A 15,793-nucleotide genomic window follows, 5' to 3' on the forward strand; every position below is an offset into this window, starting at 1 on the left:
TTTTTATTTTAGTTACAATTAAACTCCCACATAATTGGTTTCATAGCCTTGTAACACGCTATAGTTGTTTGTTGCAATAGTATCTACAAAATGATATGATGCATTGGCAGCTCCTGGTGTAAAATGCACTTTAACAAAGCCACGCTGTTTTGCATCAAAATATTTTAATCCATCTATAAGCAGTGTAAATGCTTGTTCTATACCCGCTATAGTTGTTGGGTCTTCCCCAAATAAACCTTCAAACCCCGGAGAAGTCACCGATGGGCAACCAAATTCTTCCCCAATTTTATTACCGTTACTATCTATTAGTTCATTATGCCAACCATTGTGCGTATCCCCAGCTAAAACCACCGTATTTTTACCAGCTAAAGCAGCAAATAATTTTTCTCGCTCCACAAAATAACCATCCCACGCATCTAGATTGTAAGGAACACTAGCCGCTAGTCTACCCTGTTCTTGCGGGGTTAGACTGTTGTCTCCTTGCAATTGTCTAGCTTTTAAAGTAGATAGTTCTGTAATAGTATTAGCTAATAATTCTAAAGTGGCTGCAGAGGTATCGCCGCCAGCAACCCTACCTACAAGCGTTAACAGTTCTGCCGGGATTGTCATTTTACCCATCAAAACTTGTTGCCCAAGCACTTGCCATTTTGCAGTACTGCCTGTTATACGTGTAGCTGCCCATGACAATTGCGCTGCGCCCATCAGCTCTCTTGTTGGGTCTGCTACTGCATTAGTAAAACCAATCGCATCAAAACTACCATCTGCATTTATAAAATCTGAGAAAGCTAATTGTTTATCTCTACCAACAATACGTGTATCTAACATTACCAAGTTAGCTAGGTTACCGTATTCAAAGTTTCTATAAATAATCCCGTCTTGGTCCGTTCTTACGGGCAAATATTCTCCATGTACTTTTATAGCACGAGCTAGTCTTGCTTGGTAATCACCTTCTGAATCTTGATGATTCTGCGCACCCTCTTTATACGCATCATTGGTAATTTCATGGTCGTCCCATACTACAATAAACGGCTTCTTTTGGTGTGCCAATTGAAGTCCTTCGTCTGTTCTGTATTGTCTGTACCTTAAACGATAGTCTTCTAAGGTCAATATTTCGTTCTGTGGATCATGCTCCCTACCAAGACTTGCGGTATTTGCGTTGGTACCATAACCTCCTACTTCATATTCATAAATATAATCCCCTAAATGTAAAATAATGTCCACATCACTTTTAGCCATGGCATCATACACATTAAATAAGCCAGCAGGGTAATTACTGCAAGAACAAACAGCCAATTTTAAGCTATCTACCGCTGAACCTGGCATTGGTAAAGTAATGGTTTCACCGACTGGAGAAATTTCTCCTAAATCTTCCTGAATAAACCTATAATAATAGCGGCCATTTGGGATTAAACCGGTTACATCTTCTATAATGGTAAAATCATTTTCCTCGGTAGCGTATTGTATTCCTTCTTTTACAACTGTCTTAAATTGTTCATCTGTTGCTACCTGCCACTTAACTGCAATTTGGTGTGTTAATTCTTCTGCTGTTGGTGTAAACCTTGTCCAAATAAGTACGGCGGTTGCAATAGGATCAAAACTTCCTACTCCATGTAAAAATCGTGGTATGTTGGTTGGAGCATCCGCCTCATCGCCTAAAAATTCGTCTAATTTTTCACAAGCTACCATTTGCGAGGTTAAAATGACTCCTCCAGAAGCAAGGATAGATTTAGCTAAGAAGGCCCTTCTAGTAGTTATTTTTCTTTTCATTTTTAGTCTGCTTTAGTATTGGAGCTAAACATAGCACTGTAACTTTCGTTTTGAGTTAGCCCAGCTTTACCTCTATTTTAAGATTGATGGTAAGATGTTAGGAAACTATCATCTCTTCGTATTATTTACCGATACCGTATTTTTATCGTTTATTTATACGATATTTGTATATATCGACTAATTAAACGATATTTAAATCATGGAAAATACAGCCATCCTCACAGGAGATGTAGTAAATTCTAGAGCAATAGCTCCACAGCAATGGATGCCATTACTTAAAGAAACATTATTTCATTTTGGAAACGAACCCAAAGAATGGGAAGTTTATCGTGGCGATAGTTTTCAACTACAAACCAGACCAGCATTGGCTTTAACGGCTGCATTAACGTTAAAAGCCACTCTAAAAGAATTAAAGGGGCTAGATGTGCGCATAGCCATAGGCATCGGTGATAAATCTTATGATGCTCAAAAGATTACAGAGGCAAATGGCACCGCCTTTGTATATTCTGGCCAATGCTTTCAACATCTAAAAAAGCTTAATTTGGCGATTGCAACCCAAAATAAAACTTTTGACCAAACAATGAACCTAATGTTTAAACTGGCAAGTTTAACGATGGACAATTGGCAGCCCGCAACGGCACGCGTAGTAAAAACAGCGTTATTGCAACCCGAAGCTAGCCAAGTAGAACTTGCTACACTTTTAGGGAAATCTCAAAGTACTATTAGCGAAGCACTCTTGCGCGCTGGCTATGACGAAATAAACCAACTTTTAAATTACTACAAACAATATATAACCAACTTATGACTCTTTTAGTCTTGCAATTATTACTCGCTCATTTTATTGGTGATTTTATTTTACAGCCTGCAAAATGGGTGGTGCATAAAAAAGCATACAAACTCAAATCTAAATATTTGTATTACCACATTACAGTACATTTTTTGCTACTCCTTCTTTGTACTGTATTTAATTATTTTGGTGCTATTGCCTTAATCGTCATAAGTCATTTAATCATAGACGGTGCAAAACTGGTTTTTACAACTCCCAAAAACGAACGCCTTTTATTTATCCTAGACCAACTACTACACTTAGCATTTATTGCTATTGCAGTGCATCTATACTATCCATTTAATATTCCCCTGCACGAGCTAATCTCACCAAAACTATTGCTTTTGTTGCTCTTTTTAATCTTAGTAAGTTTTGTAAGTGCTATTCTTATAAAAATACTTTTAGCCCCATACATACAGATTCTATTTACGGAAGAAGATAAAACAGCTACAGCAGATGAAGGCGCCTCTTTGCCAAATGCTGGCAAATATATTGGTATTCTAGAACGTTTATTTGTTTTTGGGTTTATACTAGCCAATCAATGGGCTGCAATAGGTTTATTAATTGCTGCAAAATCTGTTTTTAGATTCGGAGACCTTAACAAAGGAAACAACAGAAAACTTACAGAATATGTTCTCATAGGTACATTATTAAGTTTTGGTCTTGCTATCTTATCTGGGCTAGGCTATACAGCGATTTTATCTTTTATACCGTAAATTCTGACGTTAGAGATTAAATTCTCTTGCAATATTTAAAATTTGCAGATAAACCATAGTTTTTTTAAGGTTTTTCTGCAATGGGTTTTTACAGCAATCTACTAATTTGGCCCCAGTTATTATTAACCTATACTTAGATAGGACCATTGGGGGGACTATCACTTAGACGTTACGTCATTCAACGCAAGAAGCTTACACTAGGTGTAAGCTTCTTCTTTTTTTACGATTATACCCTATTCAAAAACTTATTTTTCTTCATAAAAATGCACTAAGCGCTTATAGTATAACGTTAGAGCTATCAGTAATTGGCATAATGCCAAAACAACTCATAAACCATTTAATTTTCAAACATGAAAAACAACCTAAAATTTTTGCCAATAGCCTTAGCCTCTGCTTTTATCTTCAGTTGTGAAAAGGATACAGTATCAGAAGAATTTGATAATGCTAATGGAGATGTACAAGAGAAAAAACTGGAAAGTGTAGCTGTGAGTTCTGTGAAGGATCCACAAGAAAATAGTCTCATAACGTTAACGTACAATGCCAACGGCTCTTTAAGTACCATAAACACCGGTGAGGATGCATCCTTATTTGTGTACGAGGGCGAAGAACTAACCAACGTTACCAGCGGTGAGGATAATTTAGCTGTTGAAGAATTGTACCAATCCCCTTATGATGCTTTTGAAACTGGTGATGTTAAATTATATGATGCTAATGGCAATCCATCACTTATTGAGTTTTTTGAAGAAGATTTTAATTATGACAACTCTGAGTATGAAATGATGATTTACACCGCAGAGATAACTTATGATGAAGCTCCAAATCCGTTCTTTTATACCTTAAAGGCCGCTGGCTTGGTATCTATATTAGATAACATTGATTTAAATTTTAGCGGAAATGCACAATCTACTGAGCTCTTAAAAGCTAGAGAACTATTTCCATTAAACAATCCTTCACAAATAATTTACAAGAATCCAGAGGGAGAAATTGAATATACAATCAAAATGGATTATGAATATGATGCTGCCAACTATGCAACTAAGGCAACGGTAACATCTTCTGGCTCAGATAACGCTACCGAAATTTATGAAGTAGTATTCACCTACGTAGAATAGCAACAATTACCATTTAATTAAGTAAAGCGAATCCATGTGATTCGCTTTTTTTTGTCAAAATTTTATTCGTGAGACATAAGCTACCATGGTTTAATAAAAGTGAAGATTTATAATACTTTACCATTTTCATTGCCTATCAAACAACTTCATCGTAATATTGCAATATATTAATTGCACACTAAAATCATTATATAAATCAACTATGGCACGTAGAAAATTAAATTTCTTAGACCGCAACTTAACCTTATGGATTTTTACTGCCATGCTTATCGGCGTGGGTATAGGTTATTTTTTTCCTGAATTGCCTAAAAGCATAAATTCATTACAAAAAGGAAGCACCAATATCCCTATAGCTATAGGCCTAATTTTAATGATGTTCCCTCCTCTTGCTAAAGTAAATTATGCATTGTTACCAAAGGTATTTAAGAATGTAAAAATACTTTCAGTATCGCTACTTCTAAATTGGATAATTGGTCCTATTCTTATGTTTGTCTTGGCTATTACTTTTCTACAAGATCATCCAGAATATATGGTAGGCTTAATACTTATCGGGTTAGCGCGTTGCATTGCCATGGTATTGGTATGGAATGATTTAGCGGACGGGAGCACCGAATATGGGGCCGGATTAGTGGCTTTAAATAGTATATTCCAAGTATTTGGTTATAGCTTTTATGCTTGGTTATTTATAACGGTATTACCTCCGTATTTTGGGTTTGATGGCGCTATAGTAGATATATCTATAGGTACTATTGCGGAGAGCGTATTCATATATTTAGGCATACCATTTATTTTGGGTATTCTTTGCAGAATTATTGGGGTGAAGCTTAAAGGTGAAACGTGGTATAAAGACGTTTTTATCCCTTTTATATCTCCATTAACACTGATAGCATTACTTTTTACTATTGTACTAATGTTCTCTTTAAAGGGAGAATTAATTGTACAAATTCCGATGGATGTAGTAATCATAGCCATCCCGTTGCTTATCTATTTTATTGCTATGTTCATAATTGGTTTTTTTATTACAAAAGCATTAGGCGCGTCGTATGATAAAACAGCCTCAGTTGCATTTACCGCTGCCGGCAACAATTTTGAACTTGCCATTGCGGTTGCCATTGCAGTTTTTGGGCTAAATTCTGGTCAAGCTTTTGCAGGTGTAATAGGTCCATTGGTAGAGGTTCCAGCCCTTATACTTTTGGTTCGGGTAGCGTTCTGGTTAAAAAAGAAATATTACTAAATAGCACAGTAATTATCACCTATAAAGAACTAGTATACTTTTTTTAATTAATTCCTGTTTTATTAAGAGACCCTTTAACAATTTGGCAGCTATAAGTGTGCTATAAAGAATTATAAAATGATTAATGCTACCTCCTTAACTAAAATTGTCTTTAACCTAATTGTTGCTGGTGTTGGTGCTGTACTTGGCGGAATACTAGGTTTTTTGGGATTGCTTTGGAGCTGCCAATGGTATGATGCCACTCATCCTCCCAGCAGTCCTACTGCTAGTATGATGGCTGTAGGCTGGGTATATGCTTTTATAACCATACCGGTAGGTGTCATTCTTGGAATTGTAATAAGCCTTCTTTTGTATAGGTGGATAAAAAATAGAAGAAAAAAAGCTACTATTAAATAGAAAAGCCTAGACAACTTACTATCTTTGAGAGCTTTATCATATTTTCAAAATGAAGCAACACCACTACACCTTACGTTTAAAATGGACCGGCAATACAGGTCAAGGCACCAAAGATTATAAAAGTTATCAACGTGACCATCTAATTTCCGTTAAGGATAAACAAGTACAAATACCGGGTAGTGCTGACCCTAATTTTAGAGGTGACCCAGCCAAATACAATCCAGAAGAACTATTCTTGTCTTCCCTAGCATCTTGCCATATGCTCTGGTATCTTCATTTGTGTAGTACCGAAAATATAACGGTTCTAACTTATATAGATAATCCCATAGGTATAATGGCAGAAGAAGCCAACGGCAGTGGAAAATTTACAAACGTTATCTTACATCCTGAGGTTACTATTAAAGAAGAAGATAAAATAGAATTGGCTAAGAAATTACACCACAAAGCCAATCAATTTTGCTTTATTGCTAATAGCTGCAATTTTGAAATTAAGCATGAACCGGTGGTGAAGTTTAAAATTTAATTCTATTAAACTAGTAATTCCCACATAAAATAACTAAAACGTAAAAGAACTAACACCTTTTACTGACCCTATGTCTAAATTATTGGTTTATTTTGGTTAACCAATTTTAAAAAGCATGAGTAAAGCATTAGAAGTAATCACATTTGGTGAGTCCATGGTTCTTTTTAGTCCAGATTCTAAAGGGCCTTTGCGCCATATCCATAGTTTTCATAAATCTATGGCAGGCGCAGAATCTAACGTGGCTATCGCGCTTAGCAGGCTTGGACATAATGTAGGATGGTTTTCTAAAGTTGGAGACGATGAATTTGGTAGATACCTAGAGTTTATGGTTCGCGGAGAAGGGGTAGATGTAAGCCGACTCATTAAAGATAAAAAGCATAGTACGGGATTACTTTTTAAAGAGCTTTTTGCTCATGTAAATCCAAACGTTTATTATTATCGTAAAAATTCTGCCGCGAGTTTTTTAGAACCTCAAGACTTAGATTCAGAATATCTAAAAAACACTAAAATACTGCACGTTACTGGCATTACTCCCGCAATAAGTGCGTCTGCCAAAGAGACGGCTTTAGAAGCTATTAAAATAGCCAAAGATGCTGGGGTAAAAATTTCTTTTGACCCTAATATTCGACTTAAATTATGGCCCTTAGCGGAAGCTAAAGCCACCTTACTAGAGTTTTGCTCCTATGCAGATATCTTATTTCCAGGGATAGATGAGTCAGAAATTTTATTGGGAACCAAAGAACCTAAAGAAATTCTTGCAAAATTTCATGCTATGGGTGCCTCTGAAATTGCCTTAAAAATGGGTAAAGAAGGATGTATGGTTTCTGATGGCACAGAGGCAGTTTTTGTTCCTGGCTTTGTAGTAGAAAAAATTGTAGATACTGTAGGTGCAGGAGATGGTTTCGCAGCTGGTTATTTAAGTTCCAGATTAAAAGGAATGTCTATTGCAGAAGCAGGCAGTTACGCCAACGGTATTGGGGCTATGGCCACTATGGTTAAAGGAGATAGTGAAGGTTACCCTACTTTTGAACAATTGCAAATTTTTATTGGTAAAGAACAAGGAATAGATAGGTAGAGATTTCTTTTAATTCAAACAACCTGAAAACCCTGTGCATACGGGTCATCATCATCGATAAATATAGTATTGTAACCCGTGATTTTAGCCCAGCCTTCTATCCGTGGAATTATGGCATCTAACGCGCCTACTTTAGTAGTACCCACAATAGTCCCAATAAATTTAGAACCAATATAACTTTCATGCACGAAAGGTTCTTCTTTGGCTAATTTACCTTGTGCATACCATTGTGCCATTCGTGCAGAAGTTCCCGTACCACACGGAGAACGGTCTATGGCTTTTTCACCATAAAAAACAGCATTTCTGGCAGTAGCATCAGCAGATAAAGTATCGCCAGTCCACAATACATGAGACAATCCTTTTATGTCCGCCTCCGTAGGATGTTCAAACTGATAAGCTTTATTTAATTTTTTTCGTATTTCCCTACTCCAACGTATCAATTGGTCTGCTGTATAATCTTGAATTCCTCTAAAATTTTCTTGTGGGTCTATAATCGCATAAAAGTTACCGCCATAGGCTACATCAACCGTTAACATTCCCAAATCTGGACATTCTACTTGTAGTCCAGAAGTATACAAAAAAGAAGGAATGTTAGTCAACCTCACATATTTTACCTTATTACCTTCTTGCGCATAGGTAACGGACACTATACCTGCCGGAGTTTCTAATTTTAAATTGCCAGGCGTTTTAGGTTGTATTAAACCTTCTTCTATCATTACAGTGACAGTACCAATAGTACCATGACCACACATGGGTAAACATCCACTCGTTTCTATATACAGAATACCCACATCGTTAGCAGGGTCCACAGGAGGGTAAAGAATAGTCCCAGACATCATATCATGCCCTCTAGGCTCAAACATTAGTCCTTTTCGTATCCAATCGTATTCCTTTAAAAAATGTAAGCGCTTCTCCATCATAGAATTCCCTTTTAAAAAGGGTGCTCCTCCAGAAACCACTCTTACAGGATTACCACAAGTATGTGCATCTATACAAGAAAAGGTGTTCCGCATAACTAAAAATTTATTGTATTTGGTTGTATCTTTAATATGACTACAAGATAACGCAATTCGGCTACATCCATGCTTCCATTTTAATGCAACTTTGTAGCCTAAAACAGCACACATGAAGCAACAAGAAATAGCACTCGTTACCGGAGGCAGTCGAGGATTAGGTAAGAATATGGCATTGCAATTAGCAAAGGGTGGTAAACATATCATCCTAACCTACCACACCAATTCAGAAGCTGCAGAAGATGTAATTAATCTACTGTTGGCAGAAGGAGTAAAAGCAATCGCATTACCATTAGACACTACTAAAACAGACACCTTTCCAAAATTCTTTGAACAACTGATTCAATGGACCAAAACCGAATTTAATAGAACCACTATAGATTACCTTATTAATAATGCTGGCACCGGTTATTACGTTCCATTTTTAGAAACAACAGAAATCCAGTTCGATGAAATGGTAAACATCCATTTAAAAGGCACTTATTTTTTAACACAACAAGCTGTGCCGTACCTAAAAGAAAATGGAGGCATCGTCAATATTACTTCTGGTTTAGCAAGGTTCAGTCTACCCAATTGTTCTGCCTATGCAAGTGCCAAAGGCGGTTTAGAAGTACTAACAAGATATCTAGCTAAAGAATTAGCCTTTAAAAAAATTAGAGCTAATGCCGTAGCTCCTGGAGCAGTGGCAACCGATTTTGGAGGCGGAGAAAATAAAAACAACGAGCAAAAAAGAGAAGTTATAGCTAAAAATACCGCTTTAGGGCGCGTAGGAGAACCAGAAGATATTGGCGGCATTGTTGCCTTCTTATGTTCTGATGCTGGCAAATGGATTAACGGCCAACGCTTAGAAGCTTCTGGAGGAATTTTTCTTTAAAAGTACTATGATAAGACCCATCAATTCCATCAAAGAATTTCATAAAATAAGAGGGTTGCAACCACCTACCCATCCCCTGATAAGTTTGGTAGACTATGGCAAAACTAGTATTCCAAAAGACAGCATTGGCGAGGTATGGAAAATGAGCTTCTACTCCATAGGCCTTAAAAGAGATGTTGGTAAAATACGCTATGGACAGCAGACGTATGATTTTGATGAAGGTATTCTATCTTTTATAGCACCTACACAAATGCTGAGCGTACAGCCCAATCCGTTAAATTCTACAAAACCCAGTGGGTGGCTACTCCTAATCCATGAAGACTACCTATACAAAGCCAATATGCATCAAAGAATTAAGAAATATGATTTTTTTGACTACACGATTAACGAAGCGTTGTTTTTATCTCCTAAGGAAGAAGAAAAGGTAATCCAATGGTTTATGACTATTCAGCAAGAATTAGAGACCAACATGGATAATTTTAGCCAAAACATCATATTAGCGCAGTTAGATTTGTTTTTAAATTACGCAGAGCGCTACTATCAAAGACAGTTTTTAACAAGAGCCAAGAATAATAAAGATATTCTGAACCAGTTCTTAGACTTACTAGAGGCCTATTTTACGACCGAAACCGTATATGAAAAGGGATTACCTACCGTAAATTACTTTGCTACTCAATTACATATTTCTCCCAGTTACCTTAGCAGCGCATTAAAAACAGCAACTACTAGTTCTGCCCAGCAATTAATACACGAGAAGCTTATTGCATTAGCTAAAAGTAAACTTGCAAATAGCACGCTTAGTATAAGCGAAGTGGCTTTTACCCTAGGATTTGAACATTCGCAATCTTTTTCTAAACTATTTAAAGCCAAAACCAAACAAACGCCTTCTGCTTTTAGATCTTCATTTCACCATTAAAAATTAAGTTTTTCTAACTTCACCGACTTATTGTTGAAAACCCATCATTTGAATCCACCAAAACAAATTTTACCCATAATTATTGGTGCACAGTTTTTATGCACATCACTGTGGTTTGCCAGTAACGGGGTACTAACGCAAATTGTATCTGCTTATGGTTTAGATGCCCTTAGCAGCCTTAGCAATCTAACCGCTGCGGTACAACTAGGTTTTATTTTGGGCACATTGACTTTCGCCTTGCTGAGCATCACAGACCGTTTTTCTCCTTCTAAAGTATTTTTTACATGCGCAGTATTGGGAGCACTGTGCAATCTGGCTATTTTATGGCCTAAAAATGTGCTACTTACTTTGGCATTATTTAGAATGATGACGGGTTTTTTCCTTGCAGGGATTTACCCTGTAGGTATGAAAATTGCCGCAGACTACTATGAAAAAGGTCTAGGCAAATCGCTCAGCCTACTAGTAGGTGCTCTAGTGCTTGGCACGGCTTTTCCGCATGCATTGAATGCATTTTCTATAGGTATTAGTTATAAAATAGTAATTATCAGCACTACCCTTTTGGCAACTTTAGGAGGTTTAGCCCTTTATTTGGGCGTGCCAGACGGACCATTTAGAAAAAAAGGAAACCAATTTGGTTTAAAAGAGGTAATAGGTATTTTTAAAATTAAACCACTTAAGACAGCAGCTTTAGGGTACTTTGGTCATATGTGGGAACTCTACACGTTTTGGACCTTTGTACCTATAATGATTTCTGCATTTAAATCCAATTTACCCCCCCAAACCACATCAATATTAAGCTTTGTTATCATAGCAATAGGCAGTGTGGGCTGCATTATTGGCGGATTTCTTTCTCAAAAATATGGCCCTAAAAAGATAGCTACTATTGCATTATCATTTTCTTTTGTATGTTGCCTGTTGTTTCCCATAACTATACAGCTCCCTTTCAATATTTTTATACTATTTATGTGCCTCTGGGGAATGGCAGTTATTACAGATTCTCCGCTATTCTCTACACTCGTAGCAAGCGCAGCTCCCCCAGCAATCACAGGAACAGCCTTAACTCTAATTAATTGTCTTGGGTACACCTTAACTATTGTTAGTATACAAGTAGTTTCTATGGCGATAATTTCCTTTTCCTCCCCTTGGGTATACAGCCTATTAGCCATAGGTCCAATGGTGGGACTTTATGTTTTATTTAGCAGTAAATTGAAGTAAGCGTTACAATAAACCGATAGTTTACTCTTATCTTCATGGTAAGAAAAAACAGACAATTGCATGGCCAAAATAAAGATTAATACCCTGATTAAAGGTGCTATTGAAGAAGTATGGAATAAATATACCAATCCAACCCATATTGTACATTGGAATTTTGCTTCTCCAGATTGGCACTGTCCTTTAGCAGAAAATAATTTAACCGTTGGCGGTTCTTATAAAACAAGAATGGAAGCTAAAGATGGTAGCATGGGTTTTAATTTTGAAGGGGTTTATATTGATGTAATACCCAACAAAGCATTTACGTACAAACTAGCCGACGAGCGTAAAGTACAAGTCCTTTTTAATCCAAATAAAACAACTACCGAATTGGTGATTTTGTTTGATCCAGACATGGAAAATCCAATTGAATTACAACGAAAAGGATGGCAGGCCATTCTGAATCATTTTAAGGAATATGTAGAAAACACTCCCTAAGTACGTTCTAAATTGAGCCATTTAGGCACTGCTGGGGCAGTATAGTTTTCCATCTGTGTTAGCAAATCTTCAATAGATGCGCTCACCAAAACCATATCTCTATTGGCTTGTTTTAAAAATCCCTGAGCTACCATGCCATCTAGCAATTGTAAAAGAGCATCGTAATACCCGTTACTATTTAGAATGCCAATTGGTTTTGTATGCAAGCCAAGCTGACCCCAAGTCAGCATTTCAAACAGCTCCTCCAAAGTACCAAAACCTCCTGGTAGTGCTATTACACCATCACACAAATCATTCATCATCGTTTTGCGTTCGTGCATACTTGCCACCAAATGTAACGCAGATAAACCCGTGTGTGCAATCTCTTTTGTCTGTAAAAATTTTGGTAGCACCCCAATTACTTCTCCTTGGGCTTGCAAAGCTCCGTCCGCTACCGCTCCCATAAGACCTACTTTGGCCCCTCCGTAAATTAATTGAATTTGCTTGGTTGCTAAAGCGCCACCTAAAGCATGCGCTTGCTCCAGATATAAGGCTGCTGCACCATTACTAGAGCCACAGAATACTGTAATTGCTTTCAAAATAGACTGTTTATAATTTACATTTTTCTACCGCCTCTATAGTTTTATCCAAATCTTGATAAGAAATAGCATCATTTAAAAAATAACTTTCAAATGCCGAAGGTGGCAAATAGACTCCTTGGTCTAACATGCCATGAAAATAGGCTTTAAAACGGTCGTTATTACCCAACGCGGAAGAAGCAAAATCCGTTACCGGTTGGTCGCAAAAATGAACCGAAATCATACTGCCAAATCTATTTATTTGGTGAGTAATCCCCCGTTTTGTCATTACAGATTCAATTCCTTTATGCAGGTATTCCGTTTTATCTGCTAAGCTGGTAAACACCTCTGGTTTCTCATCTATCTCTGTAAGCATGGCCAAACCAGCACTCATAGCTAACGGGTTACCGCTTAACGTACCTGCTTGGTAAACAGGACCTTCTGGAGCCAAATGAGCCATAATTTCTGCTCGTGCAGCAAAAGCACCTACGGGCAAGCCACCACCAATAACTTTACCGAACATAACAATATCTGCATCTATCCCCAAAGCTTCTTGGGCACCGCCAGCGGCCAACCTAAAACCAGTCATTACCTCATCAAACAGCAACAAAATTCCTTCTTGGGTACACAGTTCACGTAAACCGTGGATAAAATCGTCCTTCGGTATTATACATCCCATATTACCAGCAACTGGCTCTAAAATTATAGCCGCAATTTCGCCTTTATTCGCTTCCACCAACTGTTTTACTCCTGCCAAATCGTTGTAATTGGCTAACAACGTATCTTTTGCGGTCCCTTGGGTAACCCCAGGGCTATTTGGACTTCCAAAAGTAACCGCACCACTACCTGCTTGTATTAAAAAAGAGTCCGAATGACCGTGGTAGCATCCTGCAAATTTTATGATTTTATCCCTACCAGTATATCCCCTAGCCAAGCGTACCGCACTCATACATGCCTCTGTACCGGAATTCACAAAACGTATTTTATCTATATTGGGCACCATTTTTACGGCCAATTGTGCCAATTTGGTTTCTATCTCCGTAGGAATACCAAAAGAGGTTCCTTTCTTGGCTTTTTCTATAACCGCATTCAGCACAGGTTCATGCGCATGGCCAAACAATAACGGACCCCATGAGGCAATATAATCAACGTACTGGTTGTCATCCTCGTCTGTTAAGTAAGCACCTTTGGCGTATTTAATAAAAATAGGTTCACCGCCCACTGCTTTAAAAGCTCTTACGGGCGAGTTTACACCGCCTGGTATGTATTTTTTTGCTTCGGTAAATAATGCACTGCTTCTTTGGTAACGCATGTAATTCTGTTTTGCTATTAATTGGCTCGCGCCTTTCTAATATTTAATACTTGCCCAATAGACAAGGTTGTATCTTTTAAATTATTCAATCGCATTAACTCTTCTACACTTATAGCATAAGTTCTAGACAATGCGTATAGGGTATCTCCTTTAGCCACTATATGGGTAAAAACATCGTATTTTTTAGGTTTTCTAACCGTTTCTAATCCGTTTTTTACTACCTCTCTATCGTACTGATGTAAGTTGTATTTGTCTATGAGGTAGATTAATTTATTTGGGTATTTTGGATCCGTAGCATAACCCGCTTTTTTAAGTCCATAAGCCCATTTTTTGTAATCGTCCTTAGCATAATTAAAAAGAAAACGATAGCGAGAACGGGATGCAAGAAAAATACTATGGTCCCTAAAACTAAACATAGGGTGATTGTATTTTCTAAAACACTCCCCTTTGGCATCATCATCATGAAAATCAAACTCGCCTTGCCACCCCGTATGGCATTTGATACCAAAGTGATTGTTTGTTTTTAGCGTTAATTCCCCTTTACCAGACCCACTTTCTAAAATACCTTGAGCCAAGGTAATACTTGCCGGTATGCCAAAAGCACGCATTTCGTACTGAGCCATTTCATGAAACTCCGCTATGTACTCAGTTGTATTCGCTACAGGAAATTTCTTGAAATACCCGGGGTCTTCTGGTAATGGGTATAATTCTGACTTATTGAACTTAGTACCCTCTAAACCATCATTAGGCTTGTATACCCCATTCTTAGTTGTTGCAGTTGGAGCGCTATTTCTCTTGCTAGAAGTTGTTCTTTTTTTCTTAGCACCACAGCCGGCCAAAAGCAACGCCACCGTAATTAAGGCCATCAATTTTCTTATCATAAATCCAAAACCGGTAATTTTCTCCGTATTAATTGTTGGTTCATTCCTCTTATTCCTTGTAAGCCACCCGTATGGATGGCTAAAATTTTAGTGCCTCTAGTAAAATTGCCTTGAATTATACCTTTCCATATTCCAAATAGCATCTTGCCGGTGTAAATTGGGTCTAAAGGAATGCCCGTGTCTCGTTTAAATTCATTAATGAACCGCACCAAGCTTTCCGTCACTTTAGCATAACCTCCAAAATGATAATCGGTTACCAATTGCCACTGATCATTAATTGCAAATTTATCAATTTCAGCCTTCAGAAAATCACCCTTTAGCGCCGGATATGCCAAAACCTTTTGATTTTTAGTTGAACTATTGATAAGACCTGCAACCGTACCACCTGTTCCAACAGCGCATGTAATAATATCAAACTGCTTATCTTCTTCTGTTAAAATTTCTTCGCAACCCTGTACAGCTAACATATTAGTGCCGCCTTCTGGAATAAGGTAAAAATCACCAAATTCATTTTTTAGTTTCAATATGTAGTCGGCTTCCGTTTTAAGACGATAGGCTTCTCGGGTTACAAATAAAAATTGCATCCCATAAGAAGCGGCTTGCACCAAAGTAGAGTTCGATTTCCATTTTTCCTTCAACTCCTCTCCCCTAATAACCCCAATAGCTTTTAACCCTGCCTCTTTTGCCGCACAAGCAGTAGCCACAATATGGTTACTGTAGGCACCACCAAAAGTAAGTACGGTTTTTTGTTTTTGAGCTAGAGCAGCTTTGATGTTGTATTTGAGTTTTCTATACTTATTACCACTTACAACAGGGTGTAGCACGTCTTCTCTTTTTATCCAAAGATTAATTTGATGTTTTTCTAAAAGCGGATGTTGTATTTGCTGGTTATAAGAAGACAA

General features: G+C 37.5%; 17 protein-coding genes. 11 read left to right on the forward strand and 6 right to left on the reverse strand.

The annotated features are described in order from the left end of the window. Positions 1 to 18 precede the first annotated feature (18 nt). The gene (locus tag FBT53_RS12825) at positions 19 to 1,767 is read right to left on the reverse strand and encodes an alkaline phosphatase (protein WP_136951591.1); all 1,749 of its coding nucleotides are present in this window, start codon (positions 1,765 to 1,767) and stop codon (positions 19 to 21) included. Between the two features lie 199 nt (positions 1,768 to 1,966). Here FBT53_RS12825 and FBT53_RS12830 point away from each other — a divergent pair, with 199 nt between their 5' ends. From FBT53_RS12830 to FBT53_RS12860, 7 genes are all read left to right on the forward strand, one after another. Continuing rightward, positions 1,967 to 2,572 carry a transcriptional regulator gene (locus FBT53_RS12830; RefSeq protein ID WP_136951592.1) on the forward strand — a complete coding sequence of 202 codons (606 nt, stop codon included), beginning with the start codon at positions 1,967 to 1,969 and terminating at the stop codon, positions 2,570 to 2,572. After that, complete coding sequence (locus FBT53_RS12835) at positions 2,569 to 3,309, forward strand: DUF3307 domain-containing protein (RefSeq protein WP_136951593.1); 741 nt, start codon at positions 2,569 to 2,571, stop codon at positions 3,307 to 3,309. The genes FBT53_RS12830 and FBT53_RS12835 overlap by 4 nt, the downstream gene beginning before the upstream one ends. A gap of 350 nt (positions 3,310 to 3,659) precedes the next feature. Beyond that, positions 3,660 to 4,421 carry a hypothetical protein gene (locus FBT53_RS12840; protein WP_136951594.1) on the forward strand — a complete coding sequence of 254 codons (762 nt, stop codon included), beginning with the start codon at positions 3,660 to 3,662 and terminating at the stop codon, positions 4,419 to 4,421. A gap of 202 nt (positions 4,422 to 4,623) precedes the next feature. Beyond that, positions 4,624 to 5,655 (forward strand): ACR3 family arsenite efflux transporter, encoded by a 1,032-nt coding sequence (gene arsB / locus FBT53_RS12845; RefSeq protein WP_136951595.1) that lies wholly within the window; start codon positions 4,624 to 4,626, stop codon positions 5,653 to 5,655. 117 nt (positions 5,656 to 5,772) lie between these two features. Next, positions 5,773 to 6,051, forward strand: a complete 279-nt coding sequence (locus FBT53_RS12850) for a hypothetical protein (protein ID WP_136951596.1) — start codon at positions 5,773 to 5,775, stop codon at positions 6,049 to 6,051. A 49-nt stretch (positions 6,052 to 6,100) separates the two neighbouring features. Beyond that, the gene (locus FBT53_RS12855; RefSeq protein ID WP_136951597.1) at positions 6,101 to 6,574 is read left to right on the forward strand and encodes an OsmC family protein; all 474 of its coding nucleotides are present in this window, start codon (positions 6,101 to 6,103) and stop codon (positions 6,572 to 6,574) included. Positions 6,575 to 6,689: 115 nt separating this feature from the next. Further along, positions 6,690 to 7,649, forward strand: coding sequence for a sugar kinase (locus FBT53_RS12860; protein WP_136951598.1), 960 nt, complete (start codon positions 6,690 to 6,692; stop codon positions 7,647 to 7,649). A gap of 14 nt (positions 7,650 to 7,663) precedes the next feature. On the opposite strand, the gene FBT53_RS12865 is transcribed toward FBT53_RS12860, so the two are convergent. Further along, the gene (locus FBT53_RS12865; protein ID WP_136951599.1) at positions 7,664 to 8,662 is read right to left on the reverse strand and encodes a 4-hydroxyproline epimerase; all 999 of its coding nucleotides are present in this window, start codon (positions 8,660 to 8,662) and stop codon (positions 7,664 to 7,666) included. A gap of 112 nt (positions 8,663 to 8,774) precedes the next feature. On the opposite strand from FBT53_RS12865, the gene FBT53_RS12870 reads away from it, so the two are divergent. From FBT53_RS12870 to FBT53_RS12885, 4 genes are read left to right on the forward strand one after another with little or no spacing between them, the layout of a single operon-like run. Continuing rightward, positions 8,775 to 9,536 carry an SDR family NAD(P)-dependent oxidoreductase gene (locus FBT53_RS12870; RefSeq protein ID WP_136951600.1) on the forward strand — a complete coding sequence of 254 codons (762 nt, stop codon included), beginning with the start codon at positions 8,775 to 8,777 and terminating at the stop codon, positions 9,534 to 9,536. 7 nt (positions 9,537 to 9,543) lie between these two features. Further along, positions 9,544 to 10,452 carry an AraC family transcriptional regulator gene (locus FBT53_RS12875; RefSeq protein ID WP_136951601.1) on the forward strand — a complete coding sequence of 303 codons (909 nt, stop codon included), beginning with the start codon at positions 9,544 to 9,546 and terminating at the stop codon, positions 10,450 to 10,452. A gap of 48 nt (positions 10,453 to 10,500) precedes the next feature. Beyond that, entirely contained in the window at positions 10,501 to 11,667 is a 1,167-nt protein-coding gene (locus tag FBT53_RS12880) for an MFS transporter (protein WP_136951641.1), read from the forward strand. Positions 11,668 to 11,727: 60 nt separating this feature from the next. Then, positions 11,728 to 12,141, forward strand: coding sequence for an SRPBCC domain-containing protein (locus FBT53_RS12885; RefSeq protein WP_136951602.1), 414 nt, complete (start codon positions 11,728 to 11,730; stop codon positions 12,139 to 12,141). Here the strand turns inward: FBT53_RS12885 and FBT53_RS12890 are convergent. The 4 genes from FBT53_RS12890 to FBT53_RS12905 are packed head-to-tail and all read right to left on the reverse strand — an operon-like array spanning position 12,138 to position 15,793. Further along, positions 12,138 to 12,719 (reverse strand): TIGR00730 family Rossman fold protein, encoded by a 582-nt coding sequence (locus FBT53_RS12890; protein ID WP_136951603.1) that lies wholly within the window; start codon positions 12,717 to 12,719, stop codon positions 12,138 to 12,140. The two genes, FBT53_RS12885 and FBT53_RS12890, sit on opposite strands and share 4 nt — an antisense overlap. 10 nt (positions 12,720 to 12,729) lie before the next feature. Continuing rightward, entirely contained in the window at positions 12,730 to 14,010 is a 1,281-nt protein-coding gene (hemL, locus tag FBT53_RS12895) for a glutamate-1-semialdehyde 2,1-aminomutase (RefSeq protein WP_136951604.1), read from the reverse strand. Between the two features lie 17 nt (positions 14,011 to 14,027). Next, positions 14,028 to 14,891, reverse strand: a complete 864-nt coding sequence (locus FBT53_RS12900) for a glucosaminidase domain-containing protein (RefSeq protein ID WP_136951605.1) — start codon at positions 14,889 to 14,891, stop codon at positions 14,028 to 14,030. Next, the gene (locus FBT53_RS12905) at positions 14,888 to 15,793 is read right to left on the reverse strand and encodes a 1-aminocyclopropane-1-carboxylate deaminase/D-cysteine desulfhydrase (RefSeq protein ID WP_136951606.1); all 906 of its coding nucleotides are present in this window, start codon (positions 15,791 to 15,793) and stop codon (positions 14,888 to 14,890) included. Before FBT53_RS12905 ends, FBT53_RS12900 begins: the two co-directional genes overlap by 4 nt.

The organism is Flavobacterium sp. ASW18X (genome assembly GCF_005144745.1).
Taxonomy (GTDB): domain Bacteria; phylum Bacteroidota; class Bacteroidia; order Flavobacteriales; family Flavobacteriaceae; genus Croceivirga.